The organism is Nocardioides sp., assembly GCF_044226765.1.
Classification (GTDB): Bacteria; Actinomycetota; Actinomycetes; order Propionibacteriales; family Nocardioidaceae; genus Nocardioides.
Map to the genome: position 1 here is coordinate 222738 of NZ_JBGAGJ010000002.1, position 23657 is coordinate 246394.

Below are 23657 nucleotides of genomic sequence, written 5' to 3' on the forward strand. Positions count from 1 at the left end.
CTCGATACGATCGACGGGTCCGTCCACCGCACCACCCGAGGAGACGCTGTGTCCGACCTGAAGATCGCCGTTGCCCGCGCCGATGCGCGTGAGGAGCGGACGGTCACGGTGGGCACCAAGGCGTGGGAGCTGTTCGCCGACGACCCGTCGGTGATCGCCGCCCGCGTCGACGGTCAGCTCAAGGATCTCGCCTACGAGCTCGGCGACGGTGACGAGGTCGAGGGCGTGGCGATCGACAGCAAGGACGGCCGCGACATCCTGCGCCATTCCACCGCGCACGTGATGGCCCAGGCGGTCCAGCAGATCTGGCCGGAGGCGAAGCTCGGCATCGGTCCCCCGGTCGAGAACGGCTTCTACTACGACTTCGACGTCGAGACGCCGTTCGTCCCAGACGACCTCGCCAAGATCGAGACCGTGATGCGCAAGATCATCAAGGAGGGCCAGCGCTTCGAGCGCCGGGTCACCACCGACGCCGACGCGATCGCCGAGCTGGCGGACGAGCCCTACAAGATCGAGCTGATCGGCCTCAAGGGCTCCGGGAAGTCTGACGACGCCGCCGAAGGGGCCAGCGTCGAGGTCGGCGCCGGTGAGCTCACCATCTACGACAACGTCCGCCGCAACGGCGACGTCGCGTGGAGCGACCTGTGCCGCGGCCCGCACCTGCCCACGACCAAGCGGATCCCGGCCTTCAAGCTGATGCGGTCGGCCGCGGCGTACTGGCGCGGCGACGAGAAGAACAAGCAGCTCCAGCGCATCTACGGCACCGCGTGGGAGTCCAAGGAGGCGCTCGAGGACCACCTGCACCGCCTCGAGGAGGCCGAACGGCGCGACCACCGCAAGCTCGGCCGCGACCTCGACCTCTTCAGCTTCCCCGACGAGATCGGCTCGGGCCTGGTGGTCTTCCACCCCAAGGGCGGGGTCGTCAAGCGCGAGATGGAGGACTACGTCCGCCAGCGCCACATCGAGGAGGGCTTCCAGTACGTCGGCACGCCCCACATCAGCAAGGAGGGGCTGTTCCACACCTCCGGTCACCTGCCGTACTACGCCGACACCATGTTCCCGCCGATGGAGTTCGAGGGCGCGAACTACTACCTCAAGGCGATGAACTGCCCGATGCACAACCTGATCTTCAGGTCGCGCGGGCGGTCCTACCGCGAGCTGCCGCTGCGGCTCTTCGAGTTCGGCTCGGTCTACCGCTACGAGAAGTCCGGCGTCGTGCACGGCCTGACCCGGGTGCGAGGTCTCACCCAGGACGACTCCCACTCCTACGTCACCCCCGAGCAGGCGCCCGCCGAGATCAAGCACCTGCTGGGCTTCGTGCTGAGCCTGCTGCGCGACTTCGGGCTCGACGACTACTACCTCGAGCTGTCCACCCGGGACGACTCCAAGCCGGACAAGTTCGTGGGCACCGACGAGGACTGGGCGGTCGCCACCCAGGTCCTCGAGGACGTCGCGAAGGAGACCGGCCTGGAGCTGGTGGCCGACCCCGGCGGTGCCGCGTTCTACGGGCCGAAGATCTCCGTCCAGGCGCGCGACGCGATCGGCCGCACCTGGCAGATGTCGACGATCCAGTACGACTTCAACCAGCCGAAGGGCTTCGGCCTGGAGTTCCAGGCCGCCGACGGCACGCGGCAGCAGCCGGTGATGATCCACTCGGCGAAGTTCGGCTCGATCGAGCGCTTCTTCGGCGTGCTGGTGGAGCACTACGCCGGCGCCTTCCCTCCGTGGCTCGCCCCGGTGCAGGTGCAAGCCATCCCGATCGCCGAGCGGCACAACGACTACCTCGCCGGCGTCGCGCAGCAGATGCGCGCGCAGGGCCTGCGGGTCGAGGTCGACGACTCCGACGACCGGATGCAGAAGAAGATCCGCAACGCCCAGCTGCAGAAGGTGCCGTTCATGGTCATCGCCGGCGACGACGACATGGCCGCGGGCGCGGTGTCCTTCCGCTACCGCGACGGCCGGCAGGACAACGGCGTGCCGGTCGAGGAGGCGATCGCCCGCGTCGCCGACGCGGTCGCCGGCCGCGTGCAGGTCTGAGGGTGCGCCGGCGGGCGGGGATCCTCACGCTCCTCGCCGCCGGAGTGCTCGCGGCGTGCTCCTCGCCAGACGCGCCGGGAGCGGACCCGACCCCGTCCGGGGCGCCGACGCCGCGTCCCACGACGGTCGTCGAGCCCACCCAGGACCCGGAGACCGCGCGCCTGGCGGCGCTCGCCCGGCTGGCCGAGCAGGCGGCGGCCGACGTGCCGCAGCGCCGCGCCGCTCGGCCGCGGTCGGGCGAGGTCCTCGGCGCGGACGTCAGCTGGCCCCAGTGCCCGCCCGGGATGGGCATCCCGGAGCGGCGGACGTTGGGCCGGCCGATGCCGTTGCCGGAGGCCGAGTTCGTGGTGCTCGGGCTGACGAACGGCCCAGGACACACGGCCAACCCGTGCCTCGCCGACCAGGTGCGCTGGGTCCGTGACCGGCACCTGCTGGCCGCGGCGTACGCCGTCGTCAGCCTGCCCGACCGGACGGCCGTCGCCGCGGACGGGTCGTCGGGGCCGTACGACGGCAGCACCCGGCTGGGCGCCCTCGCCAACGCCGGCTACCAACAGGCGCTCGCCAACGTGGTCACGATGCGGCGGGCCGGGCTCGCGACGCCCGTCGTCTGGGTGGACGTCGAGCCGGTGCCGGACTTCGACTGGAGCCCCGACGCCGAGGCCAACGGCGCCGTGGTCGAGGGCGCGGTGCGCGGCTACCGGTACGCCGGCTACCGGGTGGGGGTGTACTCCACCCCGGCCCTGTGGGCCGGTGTCCTCGGGGACCTCGCCCTCGGCCTGCCGGAGTGGCGCGCCGCCGGGCAGACCTCTCGCGACGAGGCCCGTCGCCGCTGCGCCGCCGACTGGTCGATCCAGGGCGGTGCCGGGGTGCTCGGTCAGTGGGTCGAGGCCGAGCGCGACCAGGACCTCACCTGTCCGGGGACGTCGGCCCGGATGGGGCACTGGTTCCAGCAGTACTGACCCGCTTCTCGTAGCGACGGCACGGGGAGACGAACCGCTCTCCGAGCGCCGTGACCTCGTAGGGCAGGTCGCCGGCATCGCGCCAGCCGCGTTTCTCGTAGAACCAGCGGGCCCGGGCGTTGCCGGTGACGACCGCGAGCCACGCGACGTCGTGCCCGGCCGCGGCCACCTGTTGCTCGGCGTGCCGGAGCAGCTCGGCGGCCAGCCCGCTGCCGTGGAGGTCCGGGTCGAGGAAGACCTGCTCGACCTCGTCGCCCACGACCATGGTGAAGCCGACCACCCGCCCGTCGACCTCGGCGACGGTGGTGTCGGCGACGCGGGCGGGCGTCCACTCGTGGAACGCCGCGAGGGTCCGGCCCGCGGTGAGCCCGTCGGGGACGTGACCGGGGTGGGACACGTGCCACCCGCGGTGCCAGATCTCGGCGACCGTCGCCATGTCGCCGGGGACGGCTGGTCGCAGGGCCATGCCACCACCCTAGGGTTGAGCCATGACCGACCCCGCGGGACGTGAGCGCGACGGCTTCGAGGGCTTCGACCGCCTGTGGACCCCGCACCGGATGGCGTACGTCGCCCCGGTGGCTCCGCTCGCGGACCAGGGCTGTCCCTTCTGCGCGATGGCGACGGTGCCGGTCGAGCAGAGCCTGGTCGTGCACCGCGGTGACACCTGCTTCGCGGTCCTCAACCTGCACCCCTACAACCCGGGCCACCTGATGGTGCTGCCGCACCGGCACGTCGCCGACCTCGAGGACCTCACCGACGCCGAGGCGGCCGAGCTGATGGCCACGACGCAGCAGGCCGTGCGGGTGCTGCGACGGGTCAGCGGGCCGCACGCCTTCAACGTGGGCCTGAACCTCGGTGGGGTCGCGGGCGGCTCGCTCTCCGAGCACCTGCACCAGCACGTCGTGCCCCGCTGGTCGGGGGACGCCAACTTCATCACCGTCCTCGGCGGCACCAAGACGCTGCCGCAGCTGCTCGCCGACACCCGCGCGCTGCTCGCGGAGGCCTGGGCGTGAGCGCCCGTGCGGGCGACGTCGAGCTGGCGACCCGGCTCGTCCGCGACGCCGGCACGCTCGCGCACCGGATGCGCACCGAGGGCCTGACGGCGCTCACCAAGACGTCGGTCTCGGACGTGGTGACGGCCGCCGACCACGCCGCCGAGCAGCTCGTCCTGGAGACCCTCGCCACCGAGCGTCCCGGCGACGGGGTGCTGGGGGAGGAGGGGGCCGCGCGCCCGAGCCGCTCCGGCCGGACCTGGGTCGTCGACCCCGTCGACGGCACCTACAACTTCGTGGCCGGCCTGGACTGGTGGTGCTCGGCGCTCGCGCTCACCGACGGTGACGACCTGGTCCTCGGCGCCGTCCACCATCCCGCGACCGGTCAGACCTTCGTCGGCGGGCCGGGCGTCCCGACGACGGTCGACGGCGTCGCGCTGCCACCGTTGGCGGACCGGCCGCTCGCGCAGGCCTGCGTCACCACCTACCTCCACCCGCCGTCGTACGGCGGCCCGGTCGGTGCCGCCTTCGACCGGATGGTCGGCGGCGCGGCGACGCTCCGGATGCTCGGCTCCGCGTCGATGGACGGCGCGGCGATCGCGCAGGGCCGCCTGCACGTGCGCTGCCAGCACTCGCTCCCGCCGTGGGACGAGCTCCCCTCGGCCGCGCTGATCCTCGGGGTCGGCGGCGCCGTGCGTCGCGTGGACGCCGCCGGTGTCACCTGGTCCGCCGCCGGTGCCCCGACCGCCGTCGCCGAGATCGAGGCCGCCCTGACGGGGGATAGTCCCTGACGTTCGAGTGGTCGCGCCGGCCGTTCGAGGACTCGAACGTCAGGGACTATCGCTCAGCGCACGCCGTACAGGTGCTCCAGCGCGAGCTGGTCGAGCCGCTCGAACCCCATGCCGCGGCGACCGGCCTCGTCGGGGTCGAAGGACTCCGCCCGCAGGTCGGCGAGAGACTCGCCGGGCGCCACGGTCGGCACCGCGAGCTGGTCGACCCGGGCGTCCCTGAGCGCCTGCTGGACCTCGGGGTCGGCGCGGAACGCCTGGACCTTGTCGCGCAGGATGAGGTAGTTGCGCATGCACGCGCGCGCCGACTCCCAGACTCCGTCGAGGTCCTCGGTGCGCGGCGGCTTGTAGTCGAAGTGCCGGGGCCCGTCGTAGCCGCCGTTCTCGACGATGTCGACGGTCCAGAAGGCTCCGCGCGCGTTGCCGGCGCCGAACCGGAGGTCCTGGTCGTAACGCGGCCCGGTCTGGCCGTTGAGGTCGATGTGGAACAGCTTGCCGTGCCACAGCGCCTGCGCGAGCCCGTGGGCGTAGTTGAGGGAGGCCATCTCCTCGTGGCCGACCTCGGGGTTGAGCCCGACGAGCTCGGAGTGCTCGAGCTCGTTGATGAACGCCAGCGCGTGGCCGACCGTCGGCAGCAGGATGTCGCCGCGCGGCTCGTTCGGCTTGGGCTCGATCGCGAACCGCAGGTCGTAGCCCTGCTCGACGACGTAGGACCCGAGCAGGTCGAAGGCCTCCTTGTAGCGCGACAGCGCCGTCTTCACGTCCTTGGCGGCCCCCGACTCCGCACCCTCCCGTCCGCCCCAGGCGACGAAGACCTGGGCGCCCAGCTCGGCCGCCAGGTCGACCTGGTCGGCCGCCTTGCGGATGGCGAACCGGCGCACGTCGCGGTCGTTGTTGGTGAAGCCGCCGTCGCGGAAGACCGGGTGGGAGAAGAGGTTGGTCGTCACCATCGGCACGACCAGGCCGGTCTCCTCGAGCGCCTTGCGGAGGGAGGCGAGGCGCTGCTCCTTCTCCGCGGCGCTGGCCTCGAAGGGGAACACGTCGTTGTCGTGGAACGTGATGCCGTAGGCACCGAGCTCGCTGAGCCGGTGGATCGCCTCTGCCGGGTCCAGCGGCGGGCGGATCGCGCCGCCGAAGACGTCCACGCCCTGCCACCCGACGGTCCACAGACCGAAGGAGAAGCGGTCGTCGCGGGTGGGGGAGTAGCTCGATGTCTCGGTCATCACACGTGCGCCTTCCGGAAGGAGTTCGTTCTCACATGCAACAAAACACGGGTCCATTGGCCCTTGCTAGGGCCAGGGGTCCTGAGTATGTTGTCGCCCACAACATACCCGGTGACGGTCGTCACAGACAGCGGTCGCTGCCGGTTCAAGCCATGGAGGTCGAGGAATGGTCAGCAAGAGGGGGATGCGACTCGCATCCTTGGTGGCGGCGGGCGCGCTGGCGTTCGGTGCCCTGGCTGCCTGTGGCAGCAGCGACAGCGGCGGCGGCAGCGAAGGCAGTAGCGGCAGCAGCAGCAGCGGCTCGGCGACGGGCAAGGTCGGCGTGATCCTGCCCGACTCGAAGTCGTCGGTCCGGTGGGAGACGCAGGACCGTCCGAACCTCCAGAAGGCGTTCGACGCGGCCGGCCTGGAGTCGATCATCCAGAACGCCGAGGGTTCTCCGGACACCTACGGTCAGCTCTGTGACCAGATGATCAGCGAGGGCGTCAAGGTCCTGATCGCCACCGACCTCGACCCGGACTCGGGCAAGGCCTGCATCGACAAGGCCAAGGCCGCCGGTGTGGCCGTCATCGACTACGACCGCCTCACGCTCGGCGGCGGCGCTGACTACTACGTGTCGTTCGACAACGTGAAGGTCGGCGAGCTGCAGGGCCAGGGCCTCATCGACTGCCTGCAGGGTCGGGGCGTCAAGAGCGGCAACATCGCCTTCATCGACGGTGCTGCGACCGACAACAACGCCACGCTGTTCAAGCAGGGCTACGAGCAGGTCATCAAGGACGACGGCAGCTACGACGTCGTCGCGGACCAGACCGGTAACTGGGACCCGGACACCGCGGGCAAGGTCTTCGACCAGATGTACGCCGCGCACCCGGACCTCGTCGGTCTCGTCACGGCGAACGACGGCATGGCCGGCGGCGTCATCGCCCGGCAGAAGGTCGCCGGCGTCGAGGGCAAGATCCCGGTGACCGGCCAGGACGCCACGGCCGAGGGCCTCGCCAACGTCCTGCAGGGCTACCAGTGCGGCACCGTCTTCAAGGACACCTCGCTCGAGGCGAAGGCGGCCTCCGACCTGGCGATCGCGATCATCAACGGTGACGACACCGCGGCGATCGCGACCGCGACGGTCAACGACTCCGAGCTCGGCAAGGACGTCCCGTCGGTGCTCGCCACCCCGGTGTGGGTCACGGCGGACCAGGTCCAGACCGTGGTCGACGCGGGCCAGGCCAACGCCGCGGACATCTGCAAGGGTATCGAGCAGCTGTGCAAGAAGTACGGAGTGAGCTGACCGCCTAGCGGTTGAGTGACACCACTCTGAATGCGGGGGCCCGTCCTGATGGGCGGGCCCCCGCTTCGCATCCGGACCCCTGGAAGGCAAGCACATGTCGTCTCAAGAGCCGCTGCTGGAGCTGCGCGGCGTCCACAAGGCATTCGGTCCCGTCGAGGTGCTCCGCGGCGTCGACCTGACCGTCCGGCCCGGCCGCGTGACCGCCCTGGTCGGCGACAACGGTGCCGGCAAGAGCACCCTGATCAAGGGGATCGCCGGCATCTACCCGTTCGACGAGGGCGAGTACACGTTCGAGGGCACTCCTGTGAACGTCAAGAACCCGCGCGACGCCAACGCACTCGGGATCGAGGTCGTCTACCAGGACCTCGCGCTGTGCGACAACCTCGACGTCGTCCACAACATGTACCTGGGCCGCGAGCTCACCAAGCGCGGCATGGTCGACCAGGACTCCATGGAGGCCCGCGCGCGGGAGACCCTCAATGGCCTGTCGGTGCGCACGCTGCAGTCGGTGCGGACGCACGTCGCCGCGCTCTCGGGTGGCCAGCGCCAGACGGTCGCCATCGCACGCGCCGTGCTGTGGAACTCCAAGGTCGTCATCCTCGACGAACCGACCGCCGCGCTCGGCGTGGCCCAGACCGAGCAGGTCCTGCTGCTCGTGCGCCGACTGGCCGACCGCGGTCTCGGCGTGATCCTGATCAGTCACAACCTGAACGACGTCTTCCAGGTCGCCGACGACATCGCCGTGCTCTACCTCGGCTCGATGGTCGCCACCGTGGACCGTGCGGACGTGACCCAGGGCCAGGTCGTCCAGCTGATCACCACCGGCACCTACGAGGGCCGCGAGGCGGCCGCCACGAACGGGGAGATCCGATGAGCACCACCACCGCGCCCGCCCCGGCGCCCGAGCACGAGGACCGGGCGACCCTGGGCAGCATCACCCGCGACTACCTCACCAAGGTCCGCGGCGGCGACGTCGGCTCGCTGCCGGCCATCCTCGGCCTGGTCGCACTCGTCGTCGCGTTCTCGATCCTCAAGCCCGAGACGTTCACCAAGGCGTTCAACTTCGGCAACCTGATCCAGCAGTCGTCCGGTGTCACCATCATCGCGATGGGACTGGTCTTCGTCCTCCTGCTGGGTGAGATCGACCTCTCGGCGGGCTACACCGCCGGAGCGGCCGCGGCCGTGGCATCGGTCCTCCTCACCAACCACGGCTGGCCGACCGCTGCGGCGGTCGTGGCCGGCCTCCTGACCGGCACGGTGATCGGCATGTTCATCGGGTCGCTCGTCTCGCGGCTCGGCATCCCGTCGTTCGTCGTGACGCTCGCGCTGTTCCTCGCCCTGCAGGGCGTGGTGCTGTCGCTCATCGGCGAGAAGGGGTCCGTCGACTCGGGTGACTGGATCGCGAAGCTCAACGCCGACAACCTCCCGGTCTGGCTGGGCTGGGTCCTCGCCGTCGTGCTGGTGGCGAGCTACGCCGGGTCGACGTTCGTCAGCAATCGGCGTCGGCGGGCCAACGGCCTGACCAGCCAGCCGACGCTGCTGTGGGCGATCAAGTCCGGCGGACTCGCGATCCTCACCTTCCTCGTCGTCTACTACCTGTCGATCGAGCGCAGCCCCAACCCGACGATCAAGTCGATCTCGGGCATCCCGATCGCGCTCGTCATGATCATCGGCCTCGCGCTGGTGCTGAGCGCGCTGCTGAGCCGGACCCGTTGGGGAGGTCACGTCTACGCGGTCGGCGGCAACGCCGAGGCGGCGCGACGAGCCGGCATCAACGTCAAGCTGGTGCAGCTGAGCTGCTTCATGATGTGCTCCACGGTCGCGGCGGTCGGCGGCCTGATGCTGGCGAGCTTCAGCGGCGGCGTGAACAACGTGACCGGCGGCAACCAGACGCTGCTGTTCGCCGTGGGTGCGGCCGTCATCGGAGGCACCAGCCTCTTCGGCGGCAAGGGACGCATCCTCGACGCCATCATCGGTGGCACGGTCGTGGCGACGATCCAGAACGGCATGGGCCTGCTCAACCAGCCCGCCAGCCGGCAGTACATCGTCACCGGCCTGGTGCTGCTCGTGGCGGCCAGCGTCGACGCCATCAGCCGCCGCAGGGCTGCCTCCACCGGACGAGTCTGACGGAGGCGGTCGTGCCCACCCCGACCGGCGTCGGCACCGAGGAGCTGCGCCGTGCGAACCTGCGCGCCATCCTCCAGACGGTGCACACGCACGGGCCGACGACGCGGGCCGAGCTCACCAAGCAGCTCGGGCTCAACCGCAGCACGATCGGTGCGCTCACCGCCGAGCTGCAGAGCCTGGGCCTGGTGTCGGAGGAGACCGCCTCGGTGGGCGGGCGCTCCGGGTCCGGGCGCCCGTCCCACCTCGTCGTCCCTCGCGAGGACAACGTCGTGGCGGCCGTCGACGTCGGCGTCGACCGGATCGCCGTGGCCCTGGTCGGGTTCGGCGGCGCGGTCCTCGAGCGGCGTACCCGCACCCACCAGCGCGGCGAGCACGACGTCGACCACGTGGTCGACGTGGTCGCGCAGATGGTCGAGGACGTCCTCGGCGCCCAGGACGGCCAGCGGTGCCTCGGGGTCGGGGTGTCGGTCCCCGGCGCCATCCGGGCCAAGGACGGCATGGTGCGCTTCGCGCCGAACCTGGGCTGGGTCGAGGAGCCGTTCACCGCGCTCCTGGAGAAGCAGCTCGGCCGGCCGGTGTCGACCGGCAACGACGCGAACCTCGGGGTGCTGGCCGAGCACCTCCGTGGCGCCGCCGTGGGGTACGCCGACGCGGTCTACCTCAGCGCCAGCGTCGGCATCGGTGGCGGCTTCCTGGTCGGGGGCCGGCCGCTCACCGGCGCGACCGGGTACGCCGGCGAGGTCGGCCACCTGCAGGTGGACAGCGTCGGGCCGGTCTGCCGGTGCGGCGCCGTCGGCTGCTGGGAGACCAAGGTCGGCGAGAACGTCCTGCTCCGTGCGGCCGGCCGCCTCTCCGGCGGCGGCCCGGACGCGGTCGCGGAGGTCATCGCGGCCGCGGCCGCGGGGGAGGAGCGGGCCGCGACCGCCGTCGCGGAGGTCGCCGACTGGTGCGGGGTCGGCATCCGGGCGATCATCAACCTCTTCAACCCGCAGGTCGTGGTCCTGGGCGGGTGCCTCGCCCAGGTGTGGCAGGCCTGCGGGCCCGAGGTGGACGCGGCGATGAGCCGCAGCACGATGATGACGCCGCGCGAGGACGTCGTCATCCGCTCGTCCGCGCTCGAGGGCGACTCACAGCTGCTGGGGGCCGCCGAGCTCGCGTTCGCCCCGGTCCTGGAGAACCCGCAGGCGGCGCTGCAGTAGCCTGCTGCCCGCCATGCTCGAACCACTGCGCGCCTTCTTCACCAAGGTCATCTCGCCGATCGCCAACCTGCTGATCCGGCTGGGGGTGAGCCCCGACGCCGTGACGCTGGTGGGCACCATCGGCGTGTGCGCCGGTGCCCTCGTGTTCTTCCCCCAGGGCAAGCTGCTGGTGGGGGCGCTGGTGATCACGGCGTTCGTCTTCAGCGACCTCATCGACGGGCACATGGCCCGCACGATCGGACGCACCGACAAGTTCGGCGCGTTCTGGGACTCCACGCTGGACCGGATCGCGGACGGCGCGATCTTCATCGGCCTCGCGCTCTACTTCGCGTGGGAGGACCCGGACAAGGTCGACCTGGTGCTCTGCCTGGTGTGCCTGCTCATGGGTGGGGTGACGTCGTACGCGCGTTCACGCGGCGAGACCCTGGGCTACTCGGTCAAGGTCGGCATCGCCGAGCGGGCCGACCGGCTCGTGCTGATCCTCGTCGCCGCCGGATTCAGCGAGATCTTCGACGCGCCGATCCTGCTGCCGATCGGCCTGTGGGCCCTCGCGATCGCCTCCACGATCACGGTGGTGCAGCGCGTGTGGGTGGTCCGGAAGCAGGCGATGGCCGAGGCCCGCACTACGATCTGAACCATGGCTGACAGCACCACACCCGAGGTCCCCACCACCCCCGCGACGACCGGCACGACCCGCGTGAAGCGGGGGATGGCCGAGATGCTCAAGGGGGGCGTGATCATGGACGTGGTCACGCCCGAGCAGGCGAAGATCGCCGAGGACGCCGGGGCGGTGGCCGTGATGGCCCTCGAGCGGGTCCCGGCCGACATCCGGGCCCAGGGCGGGGTGTCGCGGATGAGCGACCCGGACATGATCGACGGGATCATCGAGGCGGTCTCGATCCCGGTGATGGCCAAGGCCAGGATCGGGCACTTCGCCGAGGCGCAGGTGCTGCAGTCGCTCGGCGTGGACTACATCGACGAGTCCGAGGTGCTGACCCCGGCCGACTACGCCAACCACATCGACAAGTGGGCGTTCACGGTGCCGTTCGTGTGCGGTGCGACCAACCTGGGCGAGGCGCTGCGCCGGATCACCGAGGGCGCGGCGATGATCCGCTCCAAGGGCGAGGCCGGCACCGGCGACGTGTCCAACGCGGTCACCCACATGCGCACGATCCGCCAGGAGATCCGCCGGCTCGGGTCGCTGCCCGAGGACGAGCTGTTCGTCGCGGCGAAGGAGCTGGCGGCGCCGTACGACCTGGTCAAGGAGGTCGCCGAGCGCGGCAAGCTGCCGGTGGTGCTGTTCACCGCCGGTGGGATCGCGACCCCGGCGGACGCGGCGATGATGATGCAGCTGGGTGCCGAGGGCGTGTTCGTGGGCTCGGGCATCTTCAAGTCCGGCAACCCCGCCCAGCGTGCCGAGGCGATCGTCAAGGCGACCACGTTCTTCGACGACCCCGACGTGGTCGCCAAGGTCTCCCGCGGCCTGGGCGAGGCGATGGTCGGCATCAACGTCGAGGAGATCCCGCATCCGCACCGGCTCGCCGAGCGCGGCTGGTGACGATCAGCGGCGCAGCGCCCAGGTGACGACCCGGGCCGCGTCGTCGAAGCCGTAGGAGCTGCCGGCCGAGGCGGGGCCGAGGCGGACCACGATCGTCCGCGAGCCCGGGTCGACCATCCCGATCTGCCCGGCGAACCCGATGGCCGAGTAGAGCGTGCGCGGCGCACCGGGGACGAGCTGGCCGCGGTGCACCTCGAGCGGCTGGCCCTGCCGGTCGACGGCGTCGGTCGGACCGCGCAGGACGCCGGGCCGGTTGAGCCACCACAAGAAGCCGTACGCCGCGTTGAGCTTCGTCGACGACCGCCCGACCGACGCCCGGACGAAGGCCGGGTCGAGCAGCCGCTCGCCGTCGGGAGTGACGCCCCCGAGCAGGTAGAGCTGGTCGAAGCGGGCCAGGTCCAGGCAGGTGCTCTGGGCGTTGACGTAGGTGTTGGTCGAGAGACCGCTGGGGTCGCGCGTCATCCGGGTGTGGGTCATCCCCAGCGGGGCGAAGAGCCGGTCGGCCGCGAGCTGGTCGGTCGGCACGCCGGTCGCGGTGCTGATCACCCGGTCGAGGACCTGGATGGCGGCGTTGTTGTAGGCCCAGGCGCGACCGGGCCGGAACTGCTGGCGCAGGCCGACGGCGTACGACGAGCGGTCCCGCGCCTTGCTGAGCCGCACGTAGTCCGACGTCATCGACCAGTAGCGGCCGCTGTCGTTGCTGAGCAGGTCGCGCACGGTCACGCCGGCCGAGGGAGTGCCCCGCCACTGCGGCACGTAGCGCGAGACCCGGTCGTCCAGGCCCAGGTCGCCGTCGCGGACGGCGATGCCCACCAGGGCGCTGGTGAACGACTTGGTGACCGAGAACACCTCTCGCGGCGTGGTGCGCGGGGTGGCCCAGCTCCAGTCACCGACCAGCTTCCCGTCGCGGACCACGGCGAAGCACGAGCTGCCGTCCAGACGCGCGCCGTTGGCCAGGCGACGCAGCCGGTGCTCGTCGAAGCCGGCCGCGGCAGGCGTCGTGGTGGTCCAGCCGTCGACGGTCGTCGGCGGGTCTGCGGGGTCGGCGGACGCGGCTCTCGCGCCGGCCGAGGGCGTGGCGACGGTGACGCCCAGGGCCACGCAGGTCACCACGCTGGTCAGCACGGTCGTCAGGGCTCGGCGCACATTGAAGAGGATAGGTCGGTGCGGCCTAGGATGCCGCTTCGTGAGCACCACCATCGGCGTCCTCGCCGTCCAGGGCGACGTCCGGGAGCACCTGCGGGTCCTCGGCGGCCTCGGCGTGCGGGCGACCACCGTGCGGCGGCCGTCGGAGGTCGAGGCCTGCGACGGCCTGGTGGTCCCCGGTGGCGAGTCGACCACGATGGCGAAGCTGGCGCGGGCGTTCGACCTGCTCGAGCCGCTGCGCCAGCGGGTCAAGGAGGGGCTGCCCGTGTTCGGCACGTGCGCGGGCATGATCATGCTGGCCGACCGGGTCGAGGACGGCACCGCCGACCAGGAGACCATCGGCGGGCTCGACATCACCGTCCGGCGCAACGCCTTCGGCCGCCAGGTGGACTCGTTCGAGGAGGACCTCTCCTTCGAGGGTCTGGCCGAGCCCGTGCACGCCGTGTTCATCCGCGCCCCGTGGGTGGAGGCGGTGGGGTCGGAGGTCGAGGTGCTCGCCCGCGTCAACAGCGGTCCGGCCGCGGGTAGGATCGTGGCGGTCCGTCAGGGTCCGCTGATGGCGACGTCGTTCCATCCCGAGGTGGGCGGCGACCCCCGGGTCCACCGGCGGTTCGTGGACCTGGTCGAGGGTTCCTGACCCGATCGACCACCGAGGTGAATGAAGGAGACGCATGTCCGGCCACTCCAAGTGGGCGACCACCAAGCACAAGAAGGCCGTGATCGATGCCAAGCGCGGCAAGCTGTTCGCCAAGCTGATCAAGAACATCGAGATCGCGGCCAAGATGGGCGGCCCCGACCCGGCCGGCAACCCGACGCTCTACGACGCCATCCAGAAGGCGAAGAAGCAGTCGGTGCCCAACAAGAACATCGACTCGGCCGTCAAGCGTGGCGGCGGGCTCGACGGTGGCGGTGTCGACTACGAGACGATCATGTACGAGGCCTACGGCCCGCAGGGCGTCGCGCTGCTGGTGGAGTGCCTCACCGACAACCGCAACCGCGCCGCGATGGAGGTCCGCACCGCCGTGACCCGCAACGGCGGCACGATGGCCGACCCCGGCTCGGTCTCCCGGCTCTTCACCCGCAAGGGCGTCGTGGTCGTCGGGAAGAGCCAGGAGCGTGGCGGCAAGCCGTGGGAGGTCACCGAGGACGACGTCCTCGAGGCCACCCTCGACGCGGGCGCCGAGGACGTGACCGACCTCGGTGACAGCTTCGAGGTTCAGTCCGAGGCGTCCGACGTGGTCGCGGTCCGCACGGCCCTCCAGGCCGCCGGCATCGACTACGACTCCGCCGAGGTCCAGTTCGTCGCGACCATGGACATCCCGGTCGCCGAGGTGGACGTGGCCGGCAAGGTCTTCCGCCTCGTCGACGCCGTCGACGACCTCGACGACGTGCAGAACGTCTTCAGCAACGCCGACATCCCCGACGACGTCCTCGACTCCATCGACGCCTAGCGTGCGGCGGCGCCTCCGTCGGTCCCTAGCCGCCGCCGCAGCTTCATCATGGTCTGGTGGTGAACCTGCACTTCCCATGGCGGGCAGGCCGTGGGAAGTGCAGGTTCGCCTGCAGCCCGCGATGAACTTGCGACTGGTGCGGCGGGTCGCCCGGAGGCCCCCACCGGCGGCGGCCGGCGCGACGAAGGCGTGTCGCGCCGACGCACGGCCCACCGGGGCGGCTAGCGTGTCGTTACGAACACCTGTTCGGACGGAGGACTGCATGCGCGTGCTCGGGATCGACCCCGGCCTGACCCGGTGCGGCCTGGGCGTGGTCGAGGGCTCGGTCGGCCGGCCGCTGCACCTGGTCGACGTCAACGTGCTGCGCACGTCGTCCCACCTGCCCGTCCCGGAGCGCCTGGTGACGATCGAGCGCGGGATCGACGCATGGCTTGACGACTACCGTCCGGACGCGGTCGCGGTCGAGCGGGTCTTCGCCCGGTCCGACGTCAGCACCGTGATGGGCACCGCCCAGGCCAGCGGCATCGCGATGGTCTGTGCTGCGCGGCGCGGGCTCCCGATCGCCCTGCACACCCCGAGCGAGGTGAAGGCCGCGGTCTCCGGCAACGGGCGGGCGCAGAAGGCGCAGGTCGGTGCCATGGTGACGCGGATCCTGCGGCTCGACGCGGCACCGAAGCCGGCCGACGCCGCCGACGCGCTGGCCCTGGCCATCACCCACATCTGGCGCGGTGGCGCCCAGGCCCGCATCGACGCCGCGCTGGCGGCAGCGAGGAGCCCCCGATGATCGCGTTCGTCCGTGGCCGGGTCGCGGCCGTCACCTTGTCCAGCGCCGTGGTCGAGGTCGGCGGCGTCGGCCTCGAGGTGATGTGCACCCCCGGGACCCTCGCCACGCTGCGCACCGGCCGGGAGGCGACCCTGCCGACCAGCATGGTGGTCCGCGAGGACTCCCTGACGCTGTTCGGCTTCGCCGACGAGGACGAGAAGCAGACCTTCGAGCTGCTGCAGACCGCGTCCGGTGTGGGACCGAAGCTGGCCCAGGCGATGCTCGCCGTCCTCCCGCCCGACGACCTGCGACGCACGATCGCCGCCGACGACGTCAAGACGCTCACGCGGGTGCCCGGCATCGGCCAGAAGGGCGCCCAGCGGATCATCCTCGAGCTCAAGGACCGGGTCGGCGCCCCGGTCGGCGGTCGTACGCCGGCACCGGCCGCCGTCGCGCCCTGGCGCGACCAGGTCCACCAGGGCCTGGTCGGCCTGGGCTGGCCCGCCCGCGACGCCGACCGGGCAGTCGAGGCGGTCGCCGACCAGGCCGTCGGGGTCGAGCAGCCCGACGTCGCCGCGCTCCTGCGCGCGGCGCTGCGCACGCTGAGCAAGGCCTGATCGTGACGTTCCACGAGGAGGAGCTCGAGGAGGCCGAGGCGACCCACCTCCGCTCGATCACCGCCGCCGAGGCGGAGGGCGACGAGCGGGCGGTCGAGGCCGCGCTGCGGCCCCGGACCCTCGACGAGGTCGTCGGTCAGGTGCGCGTCCGCGACCAGCTGGGCCTGGTGCTCGAAGCGGCCCGCCGGCGCGGGCGGTCGCCCGACCACGTGCTGCTCTCCGGCCCGCCGGGCCTCGGCAAGACCACCCTGGCGATGATCATCGCCCAGGAGATGGGTGCGCCGCTGCGCCTGACCAGTGGGCCGGCGATCACCCACGCCGGCGACCTGGCCGCGATCCTGTCGGGGATGAACGAGGGCGACGTCCTCTTCGTCGACGAGATCCACCGGATGTCGCGGCCGGCCGAGGAGATGCTCTACATGGCGATGGAGGACTTCCGCGTCGACGTCGTCATCGGCAAGGGCCCCGGGGCGACCGCGATCCCGCTGGAGATCCCGCCGTTCACCCTCGTCGGGGCCACCACCCGCTCGGGCCTCCTCCCGGGCCCGCTGCGCGACCGCTTCGGCTTCACCGCGCACCTGGAGTTCTACGAGCCCGGTGAGCTCGACCTGATCGTGCAGCGGTCGGCCCGCCTGCTCGACGTGGACGTGCGTGCCGACGGCACGGCCGAGATCGCCTCCCGCTCCCGTGGCACCCCCCGCATCGCGAACCGGCTGCTGCGCCGGGTTCGCGACTACGCCCAGGTGCGCGCCGACGGCATCGTCACGCTCCCGGTCGCGCGCGCCGCGCTGGACCTCTACGAGGTCGACCAGCTCGGGCTCGATCGCCTCGACCGCGCGGTGATCGACGTGCTCTGCCGCCGCTTCGGGGGTGGCCCGGTGGGGCTGTCCACGCTGGCCGTGGCGGTCGGGGAGGAGCGGGAGACGGTGGAGGAGGTCGCCGAGCCGTTCCTGGTGCGCAACGGCTTCCTGGCCCGCACGCCGCGCGGTCGCGTCGCCACCGCGGCGGCATGGCAACACCTGCAGCTGGATCCGCCGGCGCTGCCCCTCCTGCCGGAGGGTGAGGCGACGCTCTTCGGCGAGTGACCCGGGCCACCCCGGATTCGCGGCCAGCGACACCCCCACGGTTAGACTGACCCGTCGACCGGTCCGCTCTGGACCGCACCATCCCGTCTGCTCGTGAGGTTGTTTCGTGCTTAGGTTGCTGCCGCTCGTCGGCATCGCCCTGCTCTTCTGGCTCTTCATCATCCGGCCGACGAGTCGGCGGCAGAGGGAACTGCGTGGCATGCAGGACTCGTTGTCGGTGCAGGACGGGGTCGTCCTCACCTCCGGGGTCTACGGAACCGTGACGGACCTGGCGGACGACCACCTCCTGCTGCGGATCGCCGACGGGGTCGAGATCAAGGTCGCCCGGGGCGCGATCGGCAGCGTGGTGAAGCCTGTCGACGAGCCGGACCCTGAGCTCGCGACGAACGACGAGCCCGGCACGCTCGCCGGCCCTGAGGAGAACTGAGATGGCACGCAAGACCGCCCGCCCGGGGCGCACCCTCGTGGTGTTCTTCGCGGTGGTGGCGCTCTCCTACGTCCTGGTTGCGGTCGGCGGCACCTGGAAGCCGGCGCTCGGCCTGGACCTCAAGGGCGGCACGCGGATCACCATGATCGCCTCGGGCAACCCGACGTCGGAGCAGCTCAACGAGGCCGCCAGCATCATCGACCAGCGCGTCAACGGCACCGGGGTCAGCGAGGCGGAGGTGACCACCCAGGGCAACAAGTACATCGTGGTCGAGATCCCCGGCGACACCTCCAACTCCCTGGTGGACACCGTGACCCGGGTCGCCCAGATGCGGTTCCGCACGGTCGCGTGCTCGAGCCTGAACCCGGGCGCCTGCGGCACGTCGGCGCCCACCCAGCTGCCCAGCGGCACCCCGTCGGGCAGCCCCGCGGCGCAGCCGTCGAGCAGCCCGTCGGCCCAGCCGTCCGCCAAGCCGTCCGCGAAGCCCTCGGGCAAGCAGTCCGGCAGCCCCAAGGGACGCCCGGCCTTCGCCGCGGCGCCGGCGGCGAAGCCGACGCCGACCCCGTCGGCCAAGCCGACGCCCACCCCCTCGCCGAGCACCTCCCCGTCCGCGTCGCCCTCGTCGTCCGGCTCCTCGGGCTCCTCCTCGAGCCAGGACCCGGCGAAGGCGGCGCTGGCCTTCGCGTCGAACCCTCCGCAGGAGGCGATCGACGCGTTCAACGCGTACACCTGCCCCGCGGACAAGCCGGTCACCGACGACGCCTCCACGTGGCTGGTGACCTGCGGCACCGGAGACGACGCCGCCACCAAGTACCTCCTCTCGCCCGCCGCGATCAAGGGCACCGACCTCGACAGCGCGAGCGCCGGCACCCCGTCCCAGACCTCGGTGCAGTGGATCGTGCAGCTCAAGATCGGCGGCGAGGGCAAGAAGGTCTTCGCCGACCTCTCCCAGGCGATGGTCGGGACGAACCAGCAGTTCGCGATCGTGCTGGACGGCCTGGTGATCTCCGCGCCGACGTTCGACGGGGTGATCACCAACGGTGACGCCCAGATCAGCGGCAACTTCACCGAGACCACGGCCAAGAGCCTCGCGACCAGCCTCAAGTACGGCGCCTTGCCGATCGCCTTCGAGAAGGGCGGCATCTCCGTCGAGCAGATCGGCGCCTCGCTCGCGGGCGACCAGCTCACCGCCGGGATCACCGCGGGCCTGCTCGGCCTGCTGCTGGTGATGATCTACTGCCTGCTCTACTACCGCGGTCTCGGCGTCGTCGTGGTCGCCTCGCTCGTCGTCGCCGGCGCGGTCACGTACTCGCTGGTGCTCCTGCTGGGTCACACGGCCGGCTTCACGCTCACCCTGCCCGGGATCGCGGGCCTGATCGTCGCGGTCGGCATCACGGCCGACTCCTTCATCGTCTACTTCGAGCGCATTCGTGACGAGATGCGCGACGGCAAGTCGATGCGGGTGGCGGTGCAGGCCGGCTGGAAGCGGGCACGGAACACCTGTCTGGCCGCGGACACCGTCTCGCTGCTCGCCGCCGTCGTCCTCTACATCTTCGCCGCCGGCGTGGTGAAGGGCTTCGCCTTCGCGCTGGGTCTGTCGACGCTGATCGACCTCGCGATCTTCTTCTGGTTCACCCACCCGATGGTCGGGCTGCTCTCGCGGTACCACTTCTTCAACAGCGGCCACAAGCTCTCGGGCCTCAGCGCCGAGACGCTGGGCGTGGACCGCATCGCCACCGCAGGAGGTCGCAGCTGATGGGCAAGTTCTCACGACTCGGCAACGACCTCTACACGGGTCGCAAGTCGATCGACTTCGTCGGGCGCAAGTGGCTCTGGTACGCCATCTCCGGCGTCATCGTCCTGCTCGCCGTCCTGGGCCTGTCGGTCAAGGGCCTCGACATGGGCATCGAGTTCGTCGGCGGTGCCGAGTACAAGGTCCGGGTGGCTCCCGGCGAGGCGACCCAGGACCTCGCCGACCAGGTACGCAGCAGCGTCGCGGACACCGGCATCCCAGCCGCCCAGCAGCCGATCGTCACGACCAGCGGCAGCGGCTCGTCGAACTCGATCATCGTCCAGGTCAAGCCGGTCACGACCGCCGAGAGCAAGCAGATCATCGGCGTCATCACTGACGAGACCGGCACGACCCAGGCGGACATCCAGACGACCGACATCGGGCCGAGCTGGGGCAAGGAGATCGCCAAGCGGTCGGCCATCGGCCTCGTGGTCTTCCTGGTCCTGGTCGTGCTCTTCATCTGGGCGTACTTCCGCGAGTGGAAGATGTCGGTCGCGGCACTCGTCGCGCTCGCTCACGACATCGTCATCACGATCGGCGTCTACGCGCTCTCCGGCTTCGAGGTCACCCCTGCGACGGTCACCGGCCTGCTCACCATCCTGGGCTTCTCGCTCTACGACACCGTCGTCGTCTTCGACAAGGTCCGTGAGAACACCAAGAACCTGCGCGAGAGCCGGCTCTCCTACAGCGAGGCCGCGAACCTCGCGGTCAACCAGACCCTGGTGCGCTCGATCAACACCTCGATCGTCGCGCTGATCCCGGTCGCCGCGATCCTCTACGTCGGCGCCGTGCAGCTCGGCGCGAGCACGCTGAAGGACCTCGCGCTCGCGCTGTTCGTCGGCATGATCGCCGGCGTCTACTCCTCGATCTTCATCGCGACCCCGCTGGTGGTGCAGCTCAAGGCCAACGAGACCGCCGTGCAGCAGGCCGAGCGCCGGGCGGTCCAGCGCCGCAAGCAGCTCGAGGCCGACCGGTACGCCGCGGTCCCGGTGTTCTCCGACGACATGCCGGTCCAGGACGAGCCCGGTGAGGACGACGACCTCGAGGACGCGCCGGTGTCCGGCGGCCCGGCCGTGGTGCGAGAGCCACGGCCGACCGAGGCGATGGGCCGCGGAAGGATCGCGCCGACGCCGACCCGGCCGGTGCAGGAGAGCCCCTCCGCAGGACGCCAGCAGCCGACCCGGCAGCCGAAGTCCAAGCGGGGCAGGAAGTGACTCCCGGCGATGACTCCCGGCGATGACTGAGCCCGGGCCGGGGCTGGACGGCGCGCTCGCCCTCATCGCCGACGTCCCCGACTTCCCGGAGCCCGGGATCCTCTTCAAGGACATCACTCCGCTGCTCGCCGACCACGGGGCGCTGCACGAGGTGGTGCTCGCCCTGGCGGCGCCGGCCCGGGGGGCCGACGGGGCCCCGATCGTCGACAAGGTCCTCGGCATGGAGTCGCGCGGCTTCATCCTCGGCGCACCGGTCGCGCTGGCCCTCGGTGTCGGGTTCGTGCCCGTCCGCAAGGCCGGCAAGCTCCCGCGCGAGACCTTCGCGGTCTCCTACGAGCTGGAGTACGGCGAGGCCACCCTCGAGCTGCACCGCGACTCGGTCCGGCCGGGTGAGCGGGTGCTGCTGGTCGACGACGTCCTCGCCACCGGTGGCACCGCCCGTGCCACGGTCGACCTGGTGGAGCGGTGTGGAGCCTCGGTCCACGGGGTGGCGGTGCTGATGGAGCTCGGCTTCCTGCCGGGTCGTGAGGCGCTGGGCGACGTGCCCGTCACCACCCTGCTGACCGTGTGACCCGGTCGCGGACCCGGCCGTAGACTGGGTGACGTGACCGAGGAGCGCACCGCCCCGCCAGACGAGCGGGAGCGCCGCGCCTCGGAGTCCCCGCCGTCGACCCGCAGCATGCGGGCCCGTCTGGCCCGGATGGGCACCCGCAGCCAGACGGCGAACCCGGTGCTCGAGCCGCTGTTCCGGTCGGTGCGCAACAGCCACCCCAAGGCCGACCTCGCGCTGCTGGAGCGCGCCTACCTCACCGCCGAGCGGATGCACGGCACCCAGACCCGCAAGAGCGGCGACCCGTACATCACCCACCCGCTCGCGGTCACCACGATCCTCGCCGACATCGGCATGACCGAGCCGACGCTGGCTGCGGCGCTGCTGCACGACACGGTCGAGGACACGCCGTACACCCTCGAGCAGGTCCGCCAGGACTTCGGCGACGAGATCGCCCGGTTGGTCGACGGCGTCACCAAGCTCGACAAGGTCAAGTACGGCGACTCGGCGCAGGCCGAGACGATCCGCAAGATGATCGTCGCGATGTCGCGCGACATCCGGGTGCTGGTGATCAAGCTCGCCGACCGCCTGCACAACATGCGGACGCTGCGCTACGTCCGCCCCGAGACCCAGGAGCGGGTCGCCCGGGAGACCCTCGACATCTACGCGCCGCTGGCCCACCGACTCGGCATGAACACGATCAAGTGGGAGCTGGAGGACCTGGCGTTCGCCACCCTGCACCCCAAGATCTACGACGAGATCGTCCGGATGGTCGCCGAGCGCGCGCCCTCGCGCGACCAGTTCCTGGCCGAGGTGATCGACCAGGTCGAGGCGGACCTGCGCGAGGCGAAGCTCAAGGCGAAGGTGACCGGTCGCCCGAAGCACTACTACTCGATCTACCAGAAGATGATCGTCGGCGGCCGCGACTTCTCCGACATCTACGACCTGGTCGGCATCCGGGTCCTGGTCGAGAACGACCGTGACTGCTACACCGTCCTCGGCATCCTGCACGCGCGGTGGAACCCGGTGCTCGGCCGGTTCAAGGACTACATCGCGATGCCGAAGTTCAACATGTACCAGTCGTTGCACACCACGGTGATCGGCCCGCAGGGCAAGCCGGTGGAGCTGCAGATCCGCACCTTCGCCCAGCACCGGCGGGCGGAGTACGGCGTCGCCGCGCACTGGAAGTACAAGGAGGACGGCCGTGCCGGTGTCGACACCGACCGGCCCGGCGACCTCGACGACATGACCTGGGTGCGGCAGCTCCTCGACTGGCAGAACGAGGTCGAGGACCCGGGGGAGTTCCTGGAGTCGCTGCGCTTCGAGATCAACCGCGCCGAGGTCTACGTGTTCACCCCGCGGGGCGACGTCATCGCGCTGCCCACGGGTGCGACGCCGGTCGACTTCGCGTACGCGGTCCACACCGAGGTCGGCCACCACACCATCGGCGCCCGGGTGAACGGCCGCCTGGTGCCGCTGGAGTCGGCGCTGGAGAACGGCGACGTGGTCGAGGTCTTCACCTCCAAGTCGCCGACCGCCGGCCCGTCACGCGACTGGCTGGCCTTCGTGAAGTCGCCGCGCGCGCGATCCAAGATCCGTCAGTGGTTCACCAAGGAGCGGCGCGAGGAGGCGATCGAGCAGGGCAAGGAGCAGATCGCCAAGCTGATGCGCAAGGAGGGGCTCCCGCTCAAGCGGGTGATGTCCCACGAGTCGCTGATGCTCGTCGCGGTGCACTTCAAGCTCGCCGACGTGTCCGCGCTCTATGCCGCCGTCGGCGAGGGCAACCTGTCCGCGCAGGCCGTCGTGCGGCGGGTCATCGACCTCCACGGCGGAGACGACGGGGCGCAGGAGGACCTCGCCGAGGCGGTCACGATCACCGGCCGCCGCAACCGGTCGAAGGTGCAGCCGGGCGGCGACGCCGGCGTCATCGTCAAGGGCGCGCCCGACGTGTGGGTCAAGCTCGCCAAGTGCTGCACGCCGGTGCCTCCGGACCCGATCCTCGGGTTCGTCACCAAGGGCGGCGGGGTGTCGGTGCACCGCAGGAACTGCACCAACGCCGCGAGCCTCGAGTCGCATCCCGAGCGCCTGATCGACGTCGAGTGGGCGCCGACCGGCCAGTCCAGCTTCCTGGTCAACATCCAGGTGGAGGCGCTCGACCGCGCCCGGCTCCTCTCCGACATCACGATGGCGCTCTCCGACGCCCACGTCGACATCCTCAGCGCCAACCTGTCGACCACCCGCGACCGGGTCGCCAAGAGTCGCTTCACCTTCGAGATGGCCGAGGCCAAGCACCTCGACACCGTCCTCAAGGCGGTCCGCTCGGTCCCCGGCGTCTTCGACGCCTACCGCGTCACCCAGTAGGGGCCGAGTCGGCGCCAGTGCAGACGCTGGGGGCGCCGAGTCGGCGCTTGTGCAGGGGTCGGTGTCCGGTCGCCCGCCGAGCA

Annotated in this window: 23 protein-coding genes; 20 read left to right on the forward strand and 3 right to left on the reverse strand. The window is 71.2% G+C overall.

Annotated features, from left to right (window positions below):
* The first annotated feature begins 48 nt into the window (after positions 1 to 48).
* Both thrS and ACILRH_RS05900 read left to right on the forward strand, forming a co-directional pair.
* On the forward strand, positions 49 to 2037 hold the full coding sequence (thrS, locus tag ACILRH_RS05895; RefSeq protein WP_395691536.1) for a threonine--tRNA ligase: 1989 nt from the start codon (positions 49 to 51) through the stop codon (positions 2035 to 2037).
* A 2-nt stretch (positions 2038 to 2039) separates the two neighbouring features.
* Positions 2040 to 2996 carry a hypothetical protein gene (locus ACILRH_RS05900; RefSeq protein ID WP_395691537.1) on the forward strand — a complete coding sequence of 319 codons (957 nt, stop codon included), beginning with the start codon at positions 2040 to 2042 and terminating at the stop codon, positions 2994 to 2996.
* On the opposite strand, the gene ACILRH_RS05905 is transcribed toward ACILRH_RS05900, so the two are convergent.
* Positions 2944 to 3462: a GNAT family N-acetyltransferase gene (locus ACILRH_RS05905; RefSeq protein ID WP_395691539.1), complete on the reverse strand. Its 519-nt coding sequence runs from the start codon at positions 3460 to 3462 to the stop codon at positions 2944 to 2946. The genes ACILRH_RS05900 and ACILRH_RS05905 overlap by 53 nt on opposite strands.
* 22 nt (positions 3463 to 3484) lie before the next feature.
* Here ACILRH_RS05905 and ACILRH_RS05910 point away from each other — a divergent pair, with 22 nt between their 5' ends.
* Together ACILRH_RS05910 and ACILRH_RS05915 are read left to right on the forward strand one after the other, a co-directional pair.
* Positions 3485 to 4009 carry an HIT family protein gene (locus ACILRH_RS05910; RefSeq protein ID WP_395691540.1) on the forward strand — a complete coding sequence of 175 codons (525 nt, stop codon included), beginning with the start codon at positions 3485 to 3487 and terminating at the stop codon, positions 4007 to 4009.
* The gene (locus ACILRH_RS05915; RefSeq protein ID WP_395691542.1) at positions 4006 to 4779 is read left to right on the forward strand and encodes an inositol monophosphatase family protein; all 774 of its coding nucleotides are present in this window, start codon (positions 4006 to 4008) and stop codon (positions 4777 to 4779) included. Before ACILRH_RS05910 ends, ACILRH_RS05915 begins: the two co-directional genes overlap by 4 nt.
* Before the next feature lie 53 nt (positions 4780 to 4832).
* On the opposite strand, the gene xylA is transcribed toward ACILRH_RS05915, so the two are convergent.
* Complete coding sequence (xylA, locus tag ACILRH_RS05920) at positions 4833 to 5999, reverse strand: xylose isomerase (RefSeq protein WP_395691544.1); 1167 nt, start codon at positions 5997 to 5999, stop codon at positions 4833 to 4835.
* Positions 6000 to 6183: 184 nt separating this feature from the next.
* Here xylA and ACILRH_RS05925 point away from each other — a divergent pair, with 184 nt between their 5' ends.
* From ACILRH_RS05925 to pdxS, 6 genes are all read left to right on the forward strand, one after another.
* Positions 6184 to 7284: a sugar ABC transporter substrate-binding protein gene (locus tag ACILRH_RS05925; protein WP_395691546.1), complete on the forward strand. Its 1101-nt coding sequence runs from the start codon at positions 6184 to 6186 to the stop codon at positions 7282 to 7284.
* A 94-nt stretch (positions 7285 to 7378) separates the two neighbouring features.
* Positions 7379 to 8158: an ATP-binding cassette domain-containing protein gene (locus tag ACILRH_RS05930; protein ID WP_395691547.1), complete on the forward strand. Its 780-nt coding sequence runs from the start codon at positions 7379 to 7381 to the stop codon at positions 8156 to 8158.
* Entirely contained in the window at positions 8155 to 9411 is a 1257-nt protein-coding gene (locus ACILRH_RS05935) for a sugar ABC transporter permease (protein WP_395691548.1), read from the forward strand. The genes ACILRH_RS05930 and ACILRH_RS05935 overlap by 4 nt, the downstream gene beginning before the upstream one ends.
* Before the next feature lie 11 nt (positions 9412 to 9422).
* Positions 9423 to 10610, forward strand: a complete 1188-nt coding sequence (locus ACILRH_RS05940) for an ROK family protein (RefSeq protein WP_395691550.1) — start codon at positions 9423 to 9425, stop codon at positions 10608 to 10610.
* Between the two features lie 13 nt (positions 10611 to 10623).
* Positions 10624 to 11244, forward strand: a complete 621-nt coding sequence (gene pgsA / locus ACILRH_RS05945; RefSeq protein WP_395691552.1) for a phosphatidylinositol phosphate synthase — start codon at positions 10624 to 10626, stop codon at positions 11242 to 11244.
* 3 nt (positions 11245 to 11247) lie between these two features.
* Positions 11248 to 12168: a pyridoxal 5'-phosphate synthase lyase subunit PdxS gene (gene pdxS, locus ACILRH_RS05950; RefSeq protein WP_395691554.1), complete on the forward strand. Its 921-nt coding sequence runs from the start codon at positions 11248 to 11250 to the stop codon at positions 12166 to 12168.
* A 3-nt stretch (positions 12169 to 12171) separates the two neighbouring features.
* Here the strand turns inward: pdxS and ACILRH_RS05955 are convergent, their stop codons facing one another.
* Entirely contained in the window at positions 12172 to 13314 is a 1143-nt protein-coding gene (locus tag ACILRH_RS05955) for a serine hydrolase domain-containing protein (protein WP_395691556.1), read from the reverse strand.
* Positions 13315 to 13354: 40 nt separating this feature from the next.
* Here ACILRH_RS05955 and pdxT point away from each other — a divergent pair, with 40 nt between their 5' ends.
* The 10 genes from pdxT (at position 13355) to ACILRH_RS06005 (ending at position 23574) form a co-directional block, all read left to right on the forward strand.
* Complete coding sequence (gene pdxT / locus ACILRH_RS05960; RefSeq protein WP_395691558.1) at positions 13355 to 13951, forward strand: pyridoxal 5'-phosphate synthase glutaminase subunit PdxT; 597 nt, start codon at positions 13355 to 13357, stop codon at positions 13949 to 13951.
* Positions 13952 to 13985: 34 nt separating this feature from the next.
* Complete coding sequence (locus ACILRH_RS05965; protein WP_395691559.1) at positions 13986 to 14765, forward strand: YebC/PmpR family DNA-binding transcriptional regulator; 780 nt, start codon at positions 13986 to 13988, stop codon at positions 14763 to 14765.
* Positions 14766 to 15027: 262 nt separating this feature from the next.
* On the forward strand, positions 15028 to 15549 hold the full coding sequence (gene ruvC, locus ACILRH_RS05970) for a crossover junction endodeoxyribonuclease RuvC (protein ID WP_395691561.1): 522 nt from the start codon (positions 15028 to 15030) through the stop codon (positions 15547 to 15549).
* Positions 15546 to 16145 (forward strand): Holliday junction branch migration protein RuvA, encoded by a 600-nt coding sequence (gene ruvA, locus ACILRH_RS05975; RefSeq protein WP_395691562.1) that lies wholly within the window; start codon positions 15546 to 15548, stop codon positions 16143 to 16145. Before ruvC ends, ruvA begins: the two co-directional genes overlap by 4 nt.
* A gap of 2 nt (positions 16146 to 16147) precedes the next feature.
* Positions 16148 to 17230 carry a Holliday junction branch migration DNA helicase RuvB gene (ruvB, locus tag ACILRH_RS05980; protein ID WP_395691563.1) on the forward strand — a complete coding sequence of 361 codons (1083 nt, stop codon included), beginning with the start codon at positions 16148 to 16150 and terminating at the stop codon, positions 17228 to 17230.
* Positions 17231 to 17336: 106 nt separating this feature from the next.
* Positions 17337 to 17657: a preprotein translocase subunit YajC gene (gene yajC, locus ACILRH_RS05985; protein WP_395691564.1), complete on the forward strand. Its 321-nt coding sequence runs from the start codon at positions 17337 to 17339 to the stop codon at positions 17655 to 17657.
* Position 17658: 1 nt separating this feature from the next.
* Complete coding sequence (gene secD, locus ACILRH_RS05990; protein ID WP_395691566.1) at positions 17659 to 19413, forward strand: protein translocase subunit SecD; 1755 nt, start codon at positions 17659 to 17661, stop codon at positions 19411 to 19413.
* Positions 19413 to 20663, forward strand: a complete 1251-nt coding sequence (gene secF / locus ACILRH_RS05995) for a protein translocase subunit SecF (RefSeq protein ID WP_395691568.1) — start codon at positions 19413 to 19415, stop codon at positions 20661 to 20663. Before secD ends, secF begins: the two co-directional genes overlap by 1 nt.
* Positions 20664 to 20685: 22 nt before the next feature.
* The gene (locus tag ACILRH_RS06000) at positions 20686 to 21234 is read left to right on the forward strand and encodes an adenine phosphoribosyltransferase (protein ID WP_395691569.1); all 549 of its coding nucleotides are present in this window, start codon (positions 20686 to 20688) and stop codon (positions 21232 to 21234) included.
* Positions 21235 to 21342: 108 nt separating this feature from the next.
* The gene (locus tag ACILRH_RS06005; RefSeq protein WP_395692078.1) at positions 21343 to 23574 is read left to right on the forward strand and encodes a RelA/SpoT family protein; all 2232 of its coding nucleotides are present in this window, start codon (positions 21343 to 21345) and stop codon (positions 23572 to 23574) included.
* Positions 23575 to 23657: the final 83 nt, after the last annotated feature.

What these genes read in the sequence shown, in the direction of transcription:
- ACILRH_RS05905 (WP_395691539.1), bottom strand. Translation starts at nt 3,462, where the DNA reads ATGGCCCTGCGACCAGCCGTCCCCGGCGACATGGCGACGGTCGCCGAG.
- ACILRH_RS05910 (WP_395691540.1), top strand. Translation starts at nt 3,485, where the DNA reads ATGACCGACCCCGCGGGACGTGAGCGCGACGGCTTCGAGGGCTTCGAC.
- xylA (WP_395691544.1), bottom strand. Translation starts at nt 5,999, where the DNA reads ATGACCGAGACATCGAGCTACTCCCCCACCCGCGACGACCGCTTCTCC.
- ACILRH_RS05925 (WP_395691546.1), top strand. Translation starts at nt 6,184, where the DNA reads ATGCGACTCGCATCCTTGGTGGCGGCGGGCGCGCTGGCGTTCGGTGCC.
- ACILRH_RS05930 (WP_395691547.1), top strand. Translation starts at nt 7,379, where the DNA reads ATGTCGTCTCAAGAGCCGCTGCTGGAGCTGCGCGGCGTCCACAAGGCA.
- ACILRH_RS05935 (WP_395691548.1), top strand. Translation starts at nt 8,155, where the DNA reads ATGAGCACCACCACCGCGCCCGCCCCGGCGCCCGAGCACGAGGACCGG.
- pgsA (WP_395691552.1), top strand. Translation starts at nt 10,624, where the DNA reads ATGCTCGAACCACTGCGCGCCTTCTTCACCAAGGTCATCTCGCCGATC.
- pdxS (WP_395691554.1), top strand. Translation starts at nt 11,248, where the DNA reads ATGGCTGACAGCACCACACCCGAGGTCCCCACCACCCCCGCGACGACC.
- ACILRH_RS05965 (WP_395691559.1), top strand. Translation starts at nt 13,986, where the DNA reads ATGTCCGGCCACTCCAAGTGGGCGACCACCAAGCACAAGAAGGCCGTG.
- ruvC (WP_395691561.1), top strand. Translation starts at nt 15,028, where the DNA reads ATGCGCGTGCTCGGGATCGACCCCGGCCTGACCCGGTGCGGCCTGGGC.
- ruvA (WP_395691562.1), top strand. Translation starts at nt 15,546, where the DNA reads ATGATCGCGTTCGTCCGTGGCCGGGTCGCGGCCGTCACCTTGTCCAGC.
- secD (WP_395691566.1), top strand. Translation starts at nt 17,659, where the DNA reads ATGGCACGCAAGACCGCCCGCCCGGGGCGCACCCTCGTGGTGTTCTTC.
- secF (WP_395691568.1), top strand. Translation starts at nt 19,413, where the DNA reads ATGGGCAAGTTCTCACGACTCGGCAACGACCTCTACACGGGTCGCAAG.
- ACILRH_RS06000 (WP_395691569.1), top strand. Translation starts at nt 20,686, where the DNA reads ATGACTGAGCCCGGGCCGGGGCTGGACGGCGCGCTCGCCCTCATCGCC.
- ACILRH_RS06005 (WP_395692078.1), top strand. Translation starts at nt 21,343, where the DNA reads ATGCGGGCCCGTCTGGCCCGGATGGGCACCCGCAGCCAGACGGCGAAC.